We start from the raw sequence: 17,169 nt of genomic DNA on the forward strand, positions 1-17,169 counted from the left end.
CCGCTTGAATAAAAATCAAACGGGATTTGAAAAAATTACAATTTGGCAATATGGATAGCTAAATCAATTAATTTGCTTGAATATCCATACTCGTTGTCATACCAAGAAACCAATTTGAAAAAGGTAGAGTTTAATCCAATACCGGCTTTGGCATCAATAATTGAAGTTCTTGGATCTGACACGAAATCTTGCGATACAACGTCATCTTCTGTAAAACCTAGAATACCTTTCAATTCATTTTCAGAAGCTTTTTTCAAAACTGCCATGATTTCATCATAAGAAGTTTCTTTGGCAACTTTTACGGTTAAATCAACCACAGAAACATCAGCAGTTGGAACCCGCATAGACATTCCGGTTAATTTTCCGTTTAATTCCGGAATTACTTTACCAACAGCTTTTGCGGCTCCGGTAGAGGCAGGAATAATGTTTAACAAAGCGGCTCTTCCACCTCTAAAATCTTTACGAGAAGGACCATCAACTGTTAACTGGGTAGCAGTGGTTGCGTGAATAGTGGTCATTAACCCTTCAACAATACCAAAATTGTCGTTGATAACTTTGGCAAGAGGAGCCAAACAATTGGTTGTACAAGAAGCATTTGAAACAATAGTATGAGCCGCAGTTGCACTTTGATGATTAACTCCCATTACAAACATAGGGGCATCTGCAGAAGGGGCAGAAATAACTACTTTTTTGGCACCACCATCAATGTGAGCTTGAGCGGTTTCTAGAGTTGTAAAAATACCTGTACATTCTGCAACGATATCTACATCTACTTTTTCATCGTCCCATTTAATTAGTTTAGGATCTCTCTCGGCAGTAACTCTTATGAATTTATCATTTACATAAAGTTGTCCGTCTTTTACTTCTACTTTACCATTGAATCTTCCGTGAACTGAATCATACTTTAAAAGATAAGCCAAATGCTCAACATCTAATAAGTCGTTGATGGCAACTACTTCTACATTGTCACGATTGAATGTTTCTCTAAAAACAATTCTTCCAATTCTTCCGAATCCGTTAATTCCTAATTTTACTTTTGACATTTTGTTTGTTTGTTTATGGCCTTTCGAAAAAACGAGAGGCAGATTATTATACAATTTTTTAATTACGTTGACATGATATCAGAAACTCTAAGGAGTTCCATATCTATAGGATAATGTCCTTTGATTGCCATTTCTAAGGGAGTGAGTGTTACTTCGTCTTGAAGAAGGCCTACCATGTAGTTCGATTTGCCTTCTAATAGAGATTCAACTGCTTTAACTCCCAATCTACTGGCAAGTACACGATCAAAACAAGATGGAGCTCCACCTCTTTGCATGTGACCAAGAACAGATACACGGATATCGTATTCGGGAAAATGTTGTTCGATGTAATCTTTTAGTTCAAAAACATTTTTACCCATTTTGTCCCCTTCGGCCACAACTACTATACTGGATGATTTACCAGAGGCTTTACTTTTTTGTAAAGATTCCAATAATCGATCTAAACCTAAATCTTCTTCCGGAATTAAAATTTCCTCTGCTCCAGCTCCAATCCCAGCGTTTAAGGCTATGTGACCGGCATCTCTTCCCATTACTTCAACAAAAAACAAGCGATTGTGTGAACTGGCTGTGTCTCTAATTTTATCAATACATTCTACAACAGTATTTAGTGCGGTATCATATCCTAAAGTATGGCTGGTACCGTAAATATCATTATCTATCGTTCCGGGTATTCCAATAACAGGAAACCCAAACTCTTTATTAAAAACCAAACCTCCGGTAAAACTGCCGTCTCCACCAATTACTACCAGAGCATCAACTCCTTCTTTAATTAAATTTGCATGAGCTTTTTGTCTACCTTCCGGAGTCATAAATTCTTTGGAACGAGCAGATTTAAGAATGGTACCTCCCTTATTCACTATGTTGTTAACGGAACGCGGCCCCATTTCTTTAAAATCGCCTTCTATCATTCCTTGATACCCTCTGTAAATTCCGATACATTCAATATTGTGGTATGCACAAGTTCTCACTACAGAACGAATAGCTGCATTCATTCCGGGTGAATCGCCACCGGAAGTTAAAACACCTACTTTTTTTATAGTATTATTCATTTTTATATGTTTATAATGTAAAGTTAGCAAAGAAATACGACTTAAAATAACACGAATTTATATAATTGGTAAATTAACCAAAAATCAAACGTTTTCGTTAATAAGTTTTATAAATGTGGAAATTGAGGTTTAAATAACTACTCCTCAGGAGCTCTTGAAGGATCTGTTTTGGGTTGTGAAGTTTTCACCTTTTTTCTTTCTGTAAATTTTATAAACTCAGGTGCAAAATCGGAATCCGGAAATTCATCCGAATTAGATTGTTCTTCTGTAACTTTGGCGTTCTTGAAAACTTTGGATATTAATTCTTTGAAGGTATCAAAATCCACTTGATACGAAACCCCTAAACCCTGAGTATAGCCTATACCTTCACCTATATAATTGATATCATTTTCTCTATTGAAAACTCTCATATTAAGAGTTCCGTCTTTGTTTACCCGATACAATATTTCTACATCACCTACTACAGCAGCATCATTAATCCCTCCAATGGGTACACCAAGATTACCATTTACCGATATTCTATCATTTAAATTAAACGATGTGGTTACTCCCACATTTCCATCTGTTTCTCTACCGGGAGTTCTATCGGCGGCAACATACCCTACACCAATATTGATTTTGCTTTCCTCGTCATTGAATATATTATCAAAAACACCACTAACGGTTTCAAAAAGATTGTTATACAATGCATTTTGCCCTACAGCTCCACCTTCCGGACTTAAAAAACTACCCGATGCTAAAAGATATAAGGCCTGAGTATTCCGCGTATCTTTATCGTCCAATTTGGTTTGAATTTCAGATTTTAGAACAGAGCTTATGGTTGGAAAATTAATATTAAAATCGGGTTCCGGATTTGTAATGGTACCATTGATTGCAATAGCAACCTCTACCGGTACTTTTTGGTTTACTGTGGTGTTGTTAAGCAATATACCGGGATTGGCTCGAGTTTCGTAAATCGCTTCCAAATTAAGTCTCGCTCTCATAGGATCGCCTTCCCAAACTATATTTCCATTCTTTTTTACGTCAAATTTTTTACTAACTAATCCTCTATATTTAAAATTATAAACTCCTTGTTCAACCATAAAATCTCCAAACATATTGAATTTGCCTAAAGTGTTTATTTGCAGTGACAATATACCTACCCCTCTACCCACCATATTGTGATTGGTTTCTTTGTCGAGTATAACTTCAATTTCGGCATTTTTGTTTATATCCAACTCAAAAACTAATTCTAAACCATTGTAATTTCTGCTTCCGGGTGATGAATTACTTCCCAAATTGTACTTTTCTTCTTTAGTAACAAAATGAATAAAACTTTTATCACCAACGGATTGCACATCAGAAATAGGAATTTTTATAGCAGTACCTTTTTCAGACTTGGCATTAACCGCTATCAACAAAGCATTTGTTGGGCCTGTAATAGAGGCATTCCCAGAAATAAAAGCTTTTCCGTAATAATAGGCATCATCTGAGTCTTTTGTATCCAATACAGCCAAATAATTTGAATTTACTTCCAAATCGAGTTTCCAATCGGATAAATTAGAGTGACGTATATTTCCGGACAAAGTTCCTTTAGACTTGTATTTTGTATCTGTTAACTCAATGTTGCGAATTAAAAATTGTCTTTCGGTTAGGTCGACTATAGCATTGGGCTGGAGTTGGTAATCTACATTTAAATAGGGAACTGTTAAACCTGCATTATTAAAAAACAAACGTCCGTTCATTTCCGGATTTGAAAGATTTCCTTTAAAATTGGCACTACCTGAAACCAAACCTCTTATATTCGAAATAACTTCACCACCAATGGCTCCAAAAGCTCCAATGTTGAAATTATTTAGCTTTAAGTCCAGATTTAGATTTGGATTTTGGTTATCAAAAGTTACCAAACCGTCAATTAAAAAACTCTCTAAATCTTTGTTACGTAAGGAAGAAGATACCTCAAACGACTTTAAATCATCGGTCCCGGTAATATCTAAACTCAAGTTTCCTAAAGCAATGGAATTAATTTTTAGGTCATTCACATCCAAAGATGCATAGGGCTCATAATTGGTAAAAATTTGTTTGAAATTTATTTGTCCGTCTAAATTTCCTTCTACCATAACATTATCTATATCGGGAATTATTTTTCCGAGATTTACATTATCAAAAGCTAATGACAAATCTTTTTCATTCTTACTTAAAAGACCGTTGAGTGAAACTTTTTGATTTTGATGCGTAAGAACCAAAGCATCAAAATTGAAATTTTTAAATTCTTTATCAAAAATGATTTTGTTTCTATTGTTATTGGTCTCATTCAAATTCCATAGATAATCTTTAAAATTCAATTCAGATTTTAAAAATCCAACTACGCTATTTGAGTTTTCATCAAGAGTATGATAGGCATCTATATTGTAATAATCTTCCAATTTTTTACCTCCTTTAAACTCGGTTCGAATAAACATTGAGTCTTTTTGAGTTACATTTATCAAATTGAAATCGGCAATTTTATACCACTTTGATTTTAACGAATCGACACTAACATAGGTATTAAATAATGGGTTTTTGTTATCCAAATAAGCGGCTACTTTTTCAAATTTAATTTCATTGAGAGAAATTTCGGGAGATTCAAAATTCAATTTAAAATCATTGGTATCCGAATTCATATTACCCCTAACAAATGTATTGGGACTTAAGGTTAAGGAAGGGAAGAAAATCTCTACAATTTTATTGAATATCGAAAAATTAAATTTGAGATATTGCCCTTTTCTTACCTTGTTGGGCTTGTAATTTGTATAAATACTACCCAATGCATTTTCTATGATATCCGGCACATCATAAAAATCAAATTTTCCAACTACTTTACCTTCTACTATATCTGGAGAATTTATGGTTATAGTTCGCTCTCTATTGGCATCAAAAGAAGAAACCAATTTAAAATTATCAAAAATATAGATATCTTTTACATTTTGATAAGAAGTTTGCTCTACCAAAACTTCTCCGTGTAAATTATCTATACTATTCCCAATCAGGTTACTGTAAACTTTTCCTTTAAATACCGAGATGCTGTCTTTCATAAACTGCAAAGCGTGTAGATTGGCATAATCTATTTGAGTCGTAAATTTGTAAATATTTTCATTCTTTGAAACATCTACTACTCCATCAAATTCCATGAATAAGTTGGGATCGTTGACATTGACTTTTCCGGAAAAAATGGGCTTTTTAAAATTACCGTCTACTACAATTCCGGTATAATTGTATTGGTTGTATTGAAGTAAAGATAGAGCTCCTCTGATACGCGTATCTATATATTGTTCTGTAAATCCTTTTCCATTAACTTTAGCATCCAGCGAAACCAATCCAATATCTTTTCTATTAATTAAAGTCCCTACGTCAAATGCTTTGAGTTTAACCATTCCTTCATAAGAGGCATTGTCTATATTCTGGGTATTCGATATAATTAAATTTGATTCCAAACCGCCTAAAGAAGTTTGCATATCTATATCTGCAACAATTGATTGTGTAGAAACTTGTGTGGTTCCGGTAATTGTAAATTGACCCATTTTAGCCAAAGAACTAGGTAGTGATTTTCCCAAAATATTGGGCAAAAGTCTTATTAAATCTTGGTAATTTGAAGTAACTTTTTCAAATGAGCCTTCCATATAAAAACTTTGATCATTTTTGGAAAACAAATTTTGAAAGTTTACTTGTCCATAGATTTCAGAGTTAAATTGATCAACCAGTTTTAAGTTTTCGGCTGTAAAATTATTTAAGGTTCCTGTTAAATGAGTACTTAAAACAAAAGAATTGTTTCTTCCTAACTCTTTATAAAAATAATAAATATCATTTGTTGAAATTACAGCATTATCCAATTGAACATCAAACACCACTTTATTATTGAAATCTGAAAAATCCTCACGTTTGTATTTCAGAACTACCGCACCTTCAAGAGATGAATTTGAGGTTTTGGTCTTAAGATTATTAAGTATAATATTTTTTTTGGTATAAGTAAAATCTGCATCCAATTCATTAACTTTCAATCCTCTAAAATCTTTAAAAGACATGTTTTGAATTAAAGAAGTTACATCTGATCCTTTAATTTTAAAATCCAATAAAGTGGCATTTAGGTCTAAAAAATCAACATCTTTAACCACTTCTTTGTTTTCATCCAGCATGATAAAACGGCTGTTTTTCAAGTCAATTCGATCGGCTTTAAGTAAAAATTTTCCCGAGGAAGGTTTTCCATCATCAAATGCAGCAACAAAACGATCTAAATTGGTTTCAGATTCGTTTTTATAGTGTTTCAATTTGAATAAAAAACCATCCATTTGTGCCGATCCAAATAATAAGTCACCTTCATACAATCTCTTGTAGTCCGAAATTGATGTTTTAAATCTGGTAATATAAAATAAAGTATCTTTGTGGTGATCTCTTACCAACACTTGTTTCAATTTCACACCACCAAAAACCGTAACCGAAACTTTTTGTATGGTAATATCAGTTCCAAAATCATTGTTGATTTTTTCGGTAATTACACTGCCAATTTTAGTTTGTACAAAAGGTAAAGAAAGAGTGAACCCTAATAGTAGAATTAGGAGTAAAAAACCCACGAAGAGGCGTATAAGTATTTTACGAAACTTTTTAATTGGTGTTGGTATTAAAATTTGTATAACATGCTTGTAATTTGCTATTTTTACAACAAACAAAAATAGTTAAATGAACTGAAGAAAATCAAGATTTATTTAATCTATTACAAGTAACAAATATAATTCAATTTTCGTGCCTTTTTATGTCAGAAAAAAAAGTAAATATTTTAGCTATAGAAAGTTCCTGTGATGATACTGCAGCAGCCGTACTTCAAAATGATAGCGTTCTTTCCAATCTTGTAGCCCGACAATCTATACATGAAGAATATGGTGGAGTAATACCGGAGTTGGCTTCAAGAGCACACCAGCAAAATATAGTTCCGGTTGTAGAAATGGCTTTACGCAAAGCAGGAATAGATAAAAAAGACCTTGACGCTATAGCTTTTACTCAAGGACCGGGCTTAATGGGTTCGCTATTGGTGGGAAGTTCTTTTGCCAAATCATTGGCCATGGCATTAGAAATTCCGTTACTAGCCGTGCATCACATGCAAGCACATATCTTGGCACATTTTATTCATGAAGACGGTTATGATAAACCGGAATTCCCATTTTTAGCCCTCACCATTTCGGGCGGTCACACACAAATTGTTCAAGTAAACGACTTTTTTTCCTTTAAAGTTATTGGTGAAACTACAGATGATGCGGTTGGAGAAGCCTTTGATAAAACCGCTAAAATCTTAGGACTTCCCTATCCGGGCGGGCCTTTAATTGACAAATATGCCGCATTGGGAGATTCAAAAAAATTTGCATTTACTAAACCTAAAGTAAGCGGATTGGATTTTAGTTTTTCCGGATTGAAAACACAAATATTATATTTTATCCAAAAAAACATGCAACAAAATCCGGAGTTTGTAACTCAAAACCTCAATGATATTTGTGCATCAGTACAACAAATCATAATTGATATCCTAATGGATAAAATAAAATTGGCTGTACATGAAACCGGCATCAATAGAGTTGCCATAGGAGGTGGTGTTTCTGCAAATTCGGGAATAAGAAACACTCTAAAAGAAGCCGAAACAAAATACGGATGGAAAACTTACATTCCAAAATTTGAATATACAACAGACAACGCAGCTATGATTGGAATTGTTGGATATTACAAATTCATGAATCAAAAATTTGAGAGTACAAATGTGGTTTCGAAAGCCCGAATTGAAATGTAATGCAGTTATTTTATAATCCATCCGCATCAAATTCTTCTTTGAGCTTCACTTTTGAGAAAGAAGAAAGCAAACATATACATAAAGTATTACGAAAGGCTATTGGCGATATATTATTTGTAACCAATGGATTAGGTAGTTTATTTGAGACTGAAATAATTTCTATTTCCGATACCAAATGTAATGTAAAAGTTTTGCAAGTAAAAAACTATGAAGCTCCAAAATTTAAAATTCATTTGGCAGTTGCTCCCACCAAAATGAATGATCGTTTTGAATGGTTTTTAGAAAAAGCAACAGAAATTGGAATACAAGAAATAACCCCTGTTTTTTGTAATCGTTCTGAACGAAAAGCCATTAATTCCGAACGCTTTGAAAAAGTTATTTTGGCAGCAATGAAACAATCCAATCAATATTTTTTGCCACGTCTAAATCAACCAATCAAATTATCTGAGTTCCTGAAGAAGCCTTTTAAAGGGCAAAAATTTATAGCTCATTGTGAAGAGTCAGACAAGAGTCAGCTTTTCCAAGAGTGCCTTCCAAAAATGGATTATCACTTATTGATAGGTCCAGAAGGCGATTTTACATCAGATGAAATACAAACAGCCATAAAACACGACTTTATTCCTGTTTCGTTGGGCAATACCCGATTACGTACCGAAACGGCTGCAGTAGTAGGATGTCACATTTTAAATTTAAAAAATGAAAATTAGAACCAAATACGTGATGAAAAAAATCATCCTTTTAGTATTCTTAGGATTTTCAACTCTAAGCAATGGGCAAGAAATTGCATTGCTTAAATACAATGGTGGAGGTGATTGGTACGCCAATCCAACATCTTTACCCAACTTAATTAAATTTTGTAACAAATCCATTCAAACCAAAATCAATCCCAAACCGGGAACTGTAGAGCCGGGTAGTTCAGAACTGTTTTCCTATCCATATGTACATGCAACCGGACATGGAAACATTGTTTTTAGTGATGCCGAAATTATGAATTTGAGAAATTATTTAAATTCAGGCGGATTTATTCATTTTGATGACAATTATGGTATGGATGTTTATGTGAGAAGGGAAATAAAAAAATTATTTCCCAATCAAAATTTAGTTGAGATACCTCAAAATCATCCCATTTTTCAAAAACCGTATTCATTTCCAAACGGTATCCCCAAAATTCACGAACATGAAAATGAAAAACCTCAAGCTTTAGGAATCTTTATAAACAACAGATTGGTTCTCCTATACACCTTTGAAACCGATTTAGGCGATGGTTGGGAAGATGAAGAAGTTCACAACAATCCACCCAATGTAAGAGAAACAGCTTTAAAAATGGGTGCAAATATACTTTATTACATTTTCAATAATTAAAGTTAAAAAATAACATATTTAATTAAAATTGTTAATAACTTTTTGAATGTGTCGTTATAACACATTCAATAATGTATAAAATTGCAATAAATTAACATATTTTAACTATTAACCACGAAATTTTAATTAATTATGAAAAAAATCTTAGTTTTAGCATCTGCCCTGCTATTTGTATTAGGATGCTCCAAAGAGGAATCTACTAAGTTAGACGAAAAAAGTGCAGTTCACTTTGCTGCACAAAGAGGTTGTGGATCTATGCATGTGCTGGATGAACAACTGAAGAGTGACCCTAGTTTGGGAAGTAGAATGCGAGAAATTGAAACTTTTACGCAAGAAGCTATTGCAAGTAATCGTTTGGTAAACGGAGTAATCGAAATTCCGGTTGTTGTAAATGTACTTTATCGTACAGCTGCAGAAAATATATCTTTAGCTCAAATACAATCACAAATTGATGTATTAAATCAAGATTTTAACGGACAAAACCCTGATTTTAATTTAGTCCCAGCTGATTTTTCTGGTGTTAAAGCCAATGTTGGAATACGTTTTGTTCTAGAACAAGTAATCCGAAAATCTACTACAAAAACATCTTGGGGCACAAGAGACGATATGAAAAACGCCAGAAAAGGAGGTATTGCAGCTACAAGTCCTGCTACAAATCTAAACATGTGGGTATGTACTATTGGAGGTGGAATATTAGGTTATGCCCAATTCCCTGGTGGAAGTTTATCTACAGACGGTGTGGTAATCGACTCTAGATATTTTGGAAATACCGGTACGGCAACAGCTCCATTTAACAAAGGTAGAACAGCTACTCACGAAGTAGGACACTGGATGAATTTACGCCATATTTGGGGTGATGCAACTTGTGGAAATGACTTTGTGGCAGATACACCTGTACACAATGGTCCAAACTATGGATGCCCATCTCAACCTCATTTTTCAACTTGCTCAGGAACTCCAAGAGAAATGACAATGAACTATATGGATTATTCTGATGATGCTTGTATGTATATGTTTTCAAACGGTCAAAAAAGCAGAATGTTAGCCATATTTGCTGCTGGAGGTCCAAGAAATTCATTTGCTCAATAAGTTCTTGCAAATATTTTATAAAAACTCGTCTTTTAATGGCGAGTTTTTTTATTTTTATGCAAACTTAATTGGTTATGATAACTTCAAAAATAATTGCTAATGGCCTATTACGAGCTCTAGGGATATTGGTTTTAATTGGCTTAGGTTTGTATTTTTTGTATACCATTCAAACGGTTATAATTTATTTAATTGGTGCATTGGTATTTTCTTTGATTTGCAATCCTATAGTAGAACTTTTAAAAAAAATGAAGTTCAGTAATTTTTGGGCAGTTGTAATTACACTACTCTTTTTTGTCTTCCTGTTAATCCTATTTAGCCTTTTGTTTGTTCCTTTGATTTCTACTCAAGTTCAAAGTTTATCATTACTAAACCGCGATGAAATACAGCATAATTTCAGTGTTATTTATTCTGATTTCATATTATACCTCAATCAGCATGATTTAGCGTTAGAAAGTGTCTTTAAAGAATTGGATGTTGCCTCAACCTTAAACTTTAATTTTATCCCTTCAATTTTAAATCATTTCTTTAGCACCCTGAGTTCAATAGGCATTGGAATAGCAACTGTTTTTTTTATTACATTTTTTATACTAAAAGACAAAACTGTATTTTGGATAAGTTTTCAAAAAATAATTCCTGACAAGTTTGAAGATGAAATTTTAAACTCGATTCAAAAAATTTACCATCTTTTATCCCGCTATTTCATAGGATTGTTACTTCAACTTTTCATTGTTTTTATTTTATACTTTATTGTTTTAGCCGTTTTCGATGTAAAAAATGCTTTAATCATTGCGTTTCTATGTGCTATTTTAAACATCATACCTTACGTAGGTCCATTAATAGGGACATTTTTGGCTGCTACTCTTACGCTTATTGGTGGAATTGGATCAGACTTTCAAACCGAAATGCTTCCCACAACGATTTACGTAGTAATTGGTTTTTTTATCGTTCAAATTATAGACAACAATGTAAATCAACCCCTCATTTTTTCAAATAGTACTAAATCACACCCTCTGGAAATATTTTTGGTAATTTTAATTGCCGGATTTATATCCGGAATTACAGGAATGATAATTGCTGTTCCATTTTACACCATTATAAAAGTATTGGCTAAAGAATTTTTTCCAAATAATAAAATTGTGAAAGTTATTACACGAAAAATTTAGAACTCCTTTCCTCAATGTCAAAAGATTATTTGCTACAAGATGCAGTTCAATCATTTATTAAATCCAAAGTAGGTATTCCTATATCCGAAATTGCTTTACAAAAAAACCCATTTCCGGAAATTGATTGGAAATTAATTCTGGAACAAATTGAAAGCCGAGAAAAGTCGAAAACAAAATTACCTTCATGGTTTTCAAGAGAAAAAATAATTTATCCACCCAAAATTTCAATAGAGCAAACTTCTTCAGAGGAAACCGCACGATATAAAGCTTCTTTGGTTCAAGGTGATACATTAATAGATTTAACCGGAGGTTTTGGGGTTGATTGCTATTACTTTGCACAAAAAATTAAATCTGTTTTTCATTGCGAGCAAAACCTGGATTTATCTGAAATTGTTGCCTCGAATTTTAAAAATCTTGGAATCAATAACGTAAAATTTTATAAAGGCAACAGTAATGATTTTATTCACAATATAAAAGAAAAAACAGATTGGATTTATATTGATCCTTCTCGAAGAAACTCTAGTAAAGGGAAAGTTTTTCTATTACAAGATTGTGAACCCAATGTTCCGGAAATGTTGGAAACTTATTTTGAAATCAGTTCAAATATTCTTTTAAAAACAGCTCCTTTGTTAGACATTTCGGCCGGTTTAAAAGAAATTCAAAATTGTAAAGAAATCCATATTGTGGCATTGAATAATGAAGTAAAGGAATTACTTTGGGTTTTAGAAAAAAATTTTACCGGTCACCCCCTTTTGAAAACCATTAACTTGAATAACAAAAAAGAGGAAGTTTTTGAATTTTATTTAAATCAAAACCGAACGGAACCGATCTACAGTGAACCTTTAAAATACTTATATGAACCCAATGCTGCTATTATGAAATCGGGGGGCTTTAAAGAATTGGCTTTGGCCTTTAATTTATATAAACTGCATCCCAATTCCCACCTATACACTTCAAACGAACTTGTACCCTTTTGTGGTCGCGTTTTCGAAATAAATCATTTTTTTGATTACCAAAAAAACAATATGAAAACCTTTTTACAAAACACAAAAGCCAATATAACCACCCGGAATTTTCCGGAAACTGTAGAGAATTTGAAAAAGAAGTGGAAAATCAATGATGGCGGAACCGACTATTGTTTTTTTACAACCTATGGGAATGAATTAAAAATTGTTTTACTTTGCAAAAAAATATAATAATGGTATTCCGATTTCTTTTCGTTTGTTTTCTCCTTTTTCAAACTTCTTTATGGTCCCAAAAAAAATGTGATTTTACAGAAAACATTACAGATAGCTTAGGTACATTACGAACCACAAAAGAGATTTTAATGTATGAACGTGTTTTTGGAAACAACGAAAATTTCTTGTTCTTTTCGCTATCCAATAGCAATGGAGTCCCTTTTTTAACTTTACAAAACATTCAAAAAAATAATGAATTTATAAAAGCTCTTTGTATAGATCCCAATTCTAAAATCTACCTGAAACTAGAAAACGGTAAAATAATTACGCTACTTCACACCGAAACCGAAAACTGCGGTAATTTTTTTAGAAATGACGAACGAAATGTACGGATTGTAACCGCTAATTTTCTTTTTTTGAAGAATACCATAGAAGAACTTCAGAAAAGTCCTATTGAACTGATTCGGGTTAAATACAGCACCGAAACAAAAGACTATATGATTAAAAAAGAGTTAGATTCCGAAATCTTAAAAACATTTAGTCGTCCAGCTAATTTTTTTATTGATTTCTTACACTGTGTAGTAGATAATTAATCTTTACAATCCCACTTAAAATTGGCTACTGAGAAGCCGGGTTCAACAGGAAGATTATAATGCCACCATTCGGATTGAAACATTTTAAATCCAACTTGTACCATTACATTGCGGAGCATTTCTCTATTTTTCAAAACTTCCGGCTTTAGTTTCAAATAATCATGTGAAGCTTCTGAACCAAAGTAGTCAAATTCAGTACCCATATCCAACTCTTGTCCATTCACATCTACCAAAGTAATATCAACTGCACCTCCTCTATTGTGAATAGATCCTTTGGCGGGATCGGCAACATAAATTGGATTAGGCACAATTTGCCACATTTTCTTTTGAACATCTAAAGGACGATAACAATCGAAAAGCTTTATTTTGTAACCTTTTTCTTTTAATAAATCTTGAGCTTCAATTAATTTTTTAACCGTTTTAAATCTCAAATAACATGAGGCACAATCGTAAACCTTTGCTTTTAAAAAATTATTTTCAGTGGCATATCGTAAATCTAAAATAAATGCTGATGAATATTCCGTTAGATTAACAAATGTAGTGTCATGAACAGGTTGATTTTGAGATTTCTCAGTACTTTGAGCTTGTAACGTCAAACTCATTAAAATAGAAAACCAAAAAAAATAAAATGATTTAATGTTCATATTCCCTTTTAAATTAAAACTAATCTAAAAACTCAGACCAATATTGATGGATAAGCTCTTGATGTTGGTTGTAAAATAAAACAGCCTTTTCTCTAGACCTAAAAGCTAAAAACTGAGGAAGTACCGAAATTCCAAAATAAGCTGTAAAAACCCCATCATTTTGTTGTGGAAAAATAACATAATTGTCTAGATGATTATGCCAACCACTTTGAAAAGATTTCAATAATTGAGACAATTGGGCTTTTGCCAATGCTGATTTAGCTTGAGCCTCTGTAGCAAATACATTTTTGTTTTCCTCGTTAGTTGGTCTATTTTCATAAACTTCAATTTTTGAAAAACTATCAATATAAAAGCCATTTACTTCACTCAAATCCATCCAAGAGGAAACGAGTTTGGGATTTTCTTCTAGGTATTTTTTTAACCAGTCAATCTCTTCCAGATTTTTTTTCTGCAAGAGCTCAAGTGCATTCAATCGGTTAATAAAGTTTAATTTTTCTTCGGGTGACATAGTACAACCTTATTTCAATAAAGTAAAAAATTGTATAGAGTAGTTTGGGGCCACAATACCAATTTGAAAAACGTCGAAATTTAGGATTTTCTTTCCAAATAGGAAACGATTCTACTTAAAAAGTAAATTTAATCGATGAATACCTCGAAAAATAAAAAACGGCAAGCTATACAGGGATAAAAAACAAAAAAACCATTCAAAATATGAATGGTTTTAATGTGATCCAGTCAGGATTCGAACCTGAGACCTACTGCTTAGAAGGCAGTTGCTCTATCCAGCTGAGCTACGAGACCTAAAATTGTTATCGTCGGGGTGGCAGGATTCGAACCTGCGGCCTCCTGCTCCCAAAGCAGGCGCGATAACCGGGCTACGCTACACCCCGAAAAAAAAAAGCGGAGAGACAGGGATTCGAACCCTGGCATCGGTTACCCGATGACAGATTAGCAATCTGCTCCGTTACCACTCCGGCACCTCTCCTATTCTGCAAAGAACTTGACTTTTTTTGCGGTTGCAAATGTAACTTAACATTCTAAACTTTACAACTATTTCAGGTGTTTTTTTACTAATTTTTTTGTTTTTGCAACAAATGGGTTTAAAGTCAGATACATACAAATTTAAAGAAAATGAAATTGTTTGAATTATTAAATACAAATGAAACAAATTAGATGTTTAAAAATTAACCCTTATCTATTGAAAAAATGAAATTATTCTACTAAAAATAGCTCCAAAATGGTTAAATTCGCAAAATAAACAAACAAACTAAATAAGTATCATGAGCTCAAAAGTAGTAATAGTATCAGCTGTACGTACACCTATAGGAAGTTTTATGGGTGGATTATCAACCGTTTCTGCTCCACATTTAGGTGCGGCAGCCATTAAGGGTGCACTTTCTAAAATCAATCTAGACCCCAATTTGGTAGATGAAGTTTTAATGGGGCAAGTTGTTCAGGCTGGAGCCGGACAAGCACCTGCAAGACAAGCAGCATTGCTAGCGGGATTACCCAATACAGTTCCTTGTACTACTGTTAATAAAGTTTGTGCCTCAGGAATGAAAGCGGTGATGCAAGCCGCTCAAGCCATTCAATCCGGCGATGCCGAAATTATAATTGCTGGGGGTATGGAAAATATGAGTTTGATTCCTCATTACACACATTTGAGAAATGGAATTAAATTTGGCCCTACCACTTTGATAGATGGTATGCAAAAAGACGGATTAACCGATGCTTACGACAATAACGCTATGGGAGTATGTGCCGATTTGTGTGCTACTGAATACGGGTTTACACGTGAAGACCAAGATCAATTTGCAATACAATCCTATAAAAAATCGGCTAAAGCTTGGAATGAAGGCAAATTTGATGCAGAAATTGTTCCGGTATCTGTTCCGCAAAGAAGAGGTGAGCCAATTGTTGTTTCAAAAGATGAAGAATTCACCAACGTTAAATTAGATAAAATTCCAAGTTTAAATCCCGCCTTTACAAAAGACGGAACGGTGACTGCTGCCAATGCTTCAACTATCAACGATGGAGCTGCTGCTTTGATATTAATGAGTGAAGAAAAAGCGATAGCATTGGGTCTAAAACCTTTGGCATACATCAAAAGTTATGCAGATGCTGCTCAGGAGCCCAAATGGTTTACCACTGCACCGGCAAAAGCTCTCCCAAAAGCAGTAGCTAAAGCCGGAATTACACTTGACTCAATTGATTATTTTGAATTTAACGAAGCGTTTTCTGTAGTTGGGTTAGCCAATGCCAAAATACTCAATTTGAAACCCGAAAAAATTAATGTAAATGGTGGTGCTGTTTCTCTTGGGCATCCGCTGGGTTGCTCCGGTGCACGCATCATTGTAACTCTAATTCATGTTTTACATCAAAACAATGCCAAGTTAGGAGCTGCAGCCATTTGTAATGGAGGTGGTGGTGCATCTGCTATTGTAATTGAAAAAGACTAATACATTAAAAATAAAGATTCTCCTGAATGTACGGAATTTGTAATTTAGCTATTATTCCTTTGCGAAATGAACCCAATGACAGAAGCGAACAAGTTTCTCAACTATTATTTGGTGAATTTTTTGAAGTTTTAGAACAACAAAAACAATGGTTAAAAATTAAATTACATTTTGACCAATACGAAGGATGGATTGATTCTAAACAATGTAGATTCATTTCAAAAAGCGAGTTTACCGAATTAGTTACAAACGGAGAAATTTACAGTAATGACCTGGTAGAGTTTGTTACAGGTGATATGGAATCCTTACTGCCAATTCCCTTAGGTTCATCCCTTTCGTTTTTAAATATTGAATCTGTCAATTCAACTAATTTTAAATTTGAAGGACTCAAGACTACGGGAATTAAACCAAAAACCGAACTTCTCAAAACGGCTTTTCTGTATTTAAATGCTCCATATTTGTGGGGAGGAAAATCGCCATTTGGCATAGATTGTTCCGGTTTTACGCAAATGGTATACAAAATTAATGGATATTCGCTTTTTAGAGATGCTTCTCAACAAGCTACACAAGGAGAAGCGTTGAGCTTTATTGAAGAAAGTGAACCCGGAGACTTAGCTTTCTTTGATAATGACGAAGGTAAAATTATACATGTTGGTATTGTCATGAAAGATAATTATATCATACATGCCAGTGGAAATGTAAGAATAGATCGCTTGGATCATTTGGGGATTTATAATGCCGAAACCAACAGACATACGCATAAACTTCGGGTTATAAAGAAAATTATTTAAAGAATAAAATAGC

At 33.5% G+C, this 17,169-nt stretch carries 14 protein-coding genes and 3 tRNA genes; 9 read left to right on the top strand and 8 right to left on the bottom strand.

The window, feature by feature from the left end; genetic code table 11:
* Nucleotides 1-35: 35 nt before the first annotated feature.
* From gap to V7M80_RS02080, 3 genes are all read right to left on the bottom strand, one after another.
* On the bottom strand, nucleotides 36-1,043 hold the full coding sequence (gene gap / locus V7M80_RS02070) for a type I glyceraldehyde-3-phosphate dehydrogenase (RefSeq protein ID WP_333693705.1): 1,008 nt from the start codon (nucleotides 1,041-1,043) through the stop codon (nucleotides 36-38).
* Nucleotides 1,044-1,105: 62 nt separating this feature from the next.
* The gene (gene pfkA, locus V7M80_RS02075; protein ID WP_333693706.1) at nucleotides 1,106-2,092 is read right to left on the bottom strand and encodes a 6-phosphofructokinase; all 987 of its coding nucleotides are present in this window, start codon (nucleotides 2,090-2,092) and stop codon (nucleotides 1,106-1,108) included.
* A 137-nt stretch (nucleotides 2,093-2,229) separates the two neighbouring features.
* Nucleotides 2,230-6,678: a translocation/assembly module TamB domain-containing protein gene (locus tag V7M80_RS02080; protein ID WP_333693707.1), complete on the bottom strand. Its 4,449-nt coding sequence runs from the start codon at nucleotides 6,676-6,678 to the stop codon at nucleotides 2,230-2,232.
* A 179-nt stretch (nucleotides 6,679-6,857) separates the two neighbouring features.
* On the opposite strand from V7M80_RS02080, the gene tsaD reads away from it, so the two are divergent.
* The 7 genes from tsaD to V7M80_RS02115 all read left to right on the top strand — a co-directional run bounded on the left by tsaD (nucleotide 6,858) and on the right by V7M80_RS02115 (nucleotide 13,265).
* Nucleotides 6,858-7,880 (top strand): tRNA (adenosine(37)-N6)-threonylcarbamoyltransferase complex transferase subunit TsaD, encoded by a 1,023-nt coding sequence (gene tsaD, locus V7M80_RS02085; protein ID WP_333693708.1) that lies wholly within the window; start codon nucleotides 6,858-6,860, stop codon nucleotides 7,878-7,880.
* Entirely contained in the window at nucleotides 7,880-8,587 is a 708-nt protein-coding gene (locus tag V7M80_RS02090) for a 16S rRNA (uracil(1498)-N(3))-methyltransferase (protein ID WP_333693709.1), read from the top strand. The genes tsaD and V7M80_RS02090 overlap by 1 nt, the downstream gene beginning before the upstream one ends.
* Before the next feature lie 13 nt (nucleotides 8,588-8,600).
* The gene (locus V7M80_RS02095) at nucleotides 8,601-9,242 is read left to right on the top strand and encodes a DUF4159 domain-containing protein (RefSeq protein WP_333694001.1); all 642 of its coding nucleotides are present in this window, start codon (nucleotides 8,601-8,603) and stop codon (nucleotides 9,240-9,242) included.
* Between the two features lie 132 nt (nucleotides 9,243-9,374).
* Nucleotides 9,375-10,331, top strand: coding sequence for a zinc metalloprotease (locus V7M80_RS02100; protein WP_333693710.1), 957 nt, complete (start codon nucleotides 9,375-9,377; stop codon nucleotides 10,329-10,331).
* A gap of 74 nt (nucleotides 10,332-10,405) precedes the next feature.
* Nucleotides 10,406-11,494 carry an AI-2E family transporter gene (locus tag V7M80_RS02105; protein ID WP_333693711.1) on the top strand — a complete coding sequence of 363 codons (1,089 nt, stop codon included), beginning with the start codon at nucleotides 10,406-10,408 and terminating at the stop codon, nucleotides 11,492-11,494.
* A gap of 14 nt (nucleotides 11,495-11,508) precedes the next feature.
* Entirely contained in the window at nucleotides 11,509-12,690 is a 1,182-nt protein-coding gene (locus tag V7M80_RS02110; protein ID WP_333693712.1) for a THUMP-like domain-containing protein, read from the top strand.
* A gap of 2 nt (nucleotides 12,691-12,692) precedes the next feature.
* A complete protein-coding gene (locus V7M80_RS02115; RefSeq protein WP_333693713.1) occupies nucleotides 12,693-13,265 on the top strand; it encodes a hypothetical protein in 573 nt (190 codons plus the stop codon).
* On the opposite strand, the gene V7M80_RS02120 is transcribed toward V7M80_RS02115, so the two are convergent.
* The 5 genes from V7M80_RS02120 to V7M80_RS02140 form a co-directional block, all read right to left on the bottom strand.
* The gene (locus tag V7M80_RS02120) at nucleotides 13,262-13,909 is read right to left on the bottom strand and encodes a M15 family metallopeptidase (protein WP_442902337.1); all 648 of its coding nucleotides are present in this window, start codon (nucleotides 13,907-13,909) and stop codon (nucleotides 13,262-13,264) included. The two genes, V7M80_RS02115 and V7M80_RS02120, sit on opposite strands and share 4 nt — an antisense overlap.
* Nucleotides 13,910-13,928: 19 nt before the next feature.
* Nucleotides 13,929-14,417: a hypothetical protein gene (locus tag V7M80_RS02125; RefSeq protein ID WP_333693715.1), complete on the bottom strand. Its 489-nt coding sequence runs from the start codon at nucleotides 14,415-14,417 to the stop codon at nucleotides 13,929-13,931.
* Nucleotides 14,418-14,636: 219 nt separating this feature from the next.
* A tRNA-Arg gene (locus V7M80_RS02130) sits at nucleotides 14,637-14,710 on the bottom strand.
* A 14-nt stretch (nucleotides 14,711-14,724) separates the two neighbouring features.
* A tRNA-Pro gene (locus V7M80_RS02135) sits at nucleotides 14,725-14,799 on the bottom strand.
* A gap of 11 nt (nucleotides 14,800-14,810) precedes the next feature.
* Nucleotides 14,811-14,894 (bottom strand) — tRNA-Ser (locus V7M80_RS02140).
* A 295-nt stretch (nucleotides 14,895-15,189) separates the two neighbouring features.
* Here V7M80_RS02140 and V7M80_RS02145 point away from each other — a divergent pair.
* On the top strand, nucleotides 15,190-16,368 hold the full coding sequence (locus V7M80_RS02145; protein WP_333693717.1) for an acetyl-CoA C-acyltransferase: 1,179 nt from the start codon (nucleotides 15,190-15,192) through the stop codon (nucleotides 16,366-16,368).
* A 26-nt stretch (nucleotides 16,369-16,394) separates the two neighbouring features.
* Complete coding sequence (locus V7M80_RS02150; protein WP_333693718.1) at nucleotides 16,395-17,156, top strand: C40 family peptidase; 762 nt, start codon at nucleotides 16,395-16,397, stop codon at nucleotides 17,154-17,156.
* Nucleotides 17,157-17,169 lie beyond the last annotated feature (13 nt).

Source organism: Flavobacterium sp. (genome assembly GCF_036759525.1).
GTDB lineage: Bacteria > Bacteroidota > Bacteroidia > Flavobacteriales > Flavobacteriaceae > Flavobacterium.